Raw genomic sequence first — 1073 nt, 5'->3', positions numbered from 1 at the left:
CCTCCCATCGGCACGACCGACACCCGCAAGGCTGCCAGGTCATGGCCACGGCGGCAGGCCAGCGCCTCAACCGCCAGCCGGTCACTCTCACCTTCGACCAGCACCGTCGTCGCCTGCATGGAACCAGTATGCCGAACGCATTGTCTGGTCGCGGGCTCCTCGCCGGACACGCAGAAGGTGGTCAGGCCGCGGACACGTCGACCAGGACCTTCCCGACGAAGCCTTGTTCGACGGCGTCGTGCGCTGCCGCGGTTTCCTCGAGCCGAAAGCGGGTGAGGGGCAGCCCGTGTTCATTGCCGACCCGCAATGCCCCTGCTTTCAGCGCATCGGCGACGGCGGCAACGGCCGCCGCCTTCTGCTGCTCCGTCACGGTGTACGTGAGGATGAACTGGAATTGGACGTTTTTGCCCATGCTCTCGCGAATGGGAATGGCCAAGGATTCGCCGGCGTTGGCAGCATAAATGGAAATGGTTCCGCCCGGCTTCACCACCTTGAGGTCATTGCCGATGTTCGCCGGAGCATTAACGTCGACGATCGTGTCAACGCCTCCAGGGGCTGCCTCGTGCACGGCCGGTGGGACGTCGGCAGTGCGGTAGTTGATCACATTGTGCGCGCCGGCCCGGCGGGCAAGTTCACCTTTCCGCTCCCCGCTCACGGTCGCGATGACGGTTGCCCCGGCCCAGCGGGCGAGCTGAATGGCCGCGTGCCCGACCGCACCCGCGCCACCGGTGACCAGCACCACCCGCCCTTCCAGGGCGCCCGGCGAAAGCCTGGCCGGGCCGTCCTGGCTGGAGGTCAGTGCACGATGTGCCGTCAGTGCCGGGATCCCCAGGGATGCGCCCGTGTCGAAGGACTCCATCTCTGGAAGGGCAACGGCCTGCGCGGCCGGCACCACCACGTACTCCTGGGCGGTGCCCTCGGTGCCGCCCCAGGCGACGTCCCAGAGCCAAACACGATCGCCGACGGACAGCCCCGGCACGCCGGATCCAAGCTCGTCGATAACGCCGGCACCATCCTGGTTCGGCACTTTTGGTGCCTCCAGCCTGCTTCCGCTCCCGCCGGCGGCCCGGGAC

General features: G+C 67.8%; 2 protein-coding genes. Both read right to left on the bottom strand.

What is annotated here, in order from left to right:
* A partial coding sequence (locus LQV45_RS35970) for a TOPRIM nucleotidyl transferase/hydrolase domain-containing protein (RefSeq protein ID WP_374208376.1) occupies window positions 1–119 on the bottom strand: 119 nt, incomplete at its 3' end.
* A gap of 62 nt (window positions 120–181) precedes the next feature.
* A partial coding sequence (locus LQV45_RS35065; RefSeq protein WP_230012618.1) for an NADPH:quinone reductase occupies window positions 182–1073 on the bottom strand: 892 nt, incomplete at its 5' end.

The organism is Microbacterium sp. Bi128 (genome assembly GCF_918698205.1).
The sequence above is the reverse complement of the archived record's forward strand: the minus strand, read 5'-3'. Positions and strand labels throughout refer to the sequence as shown.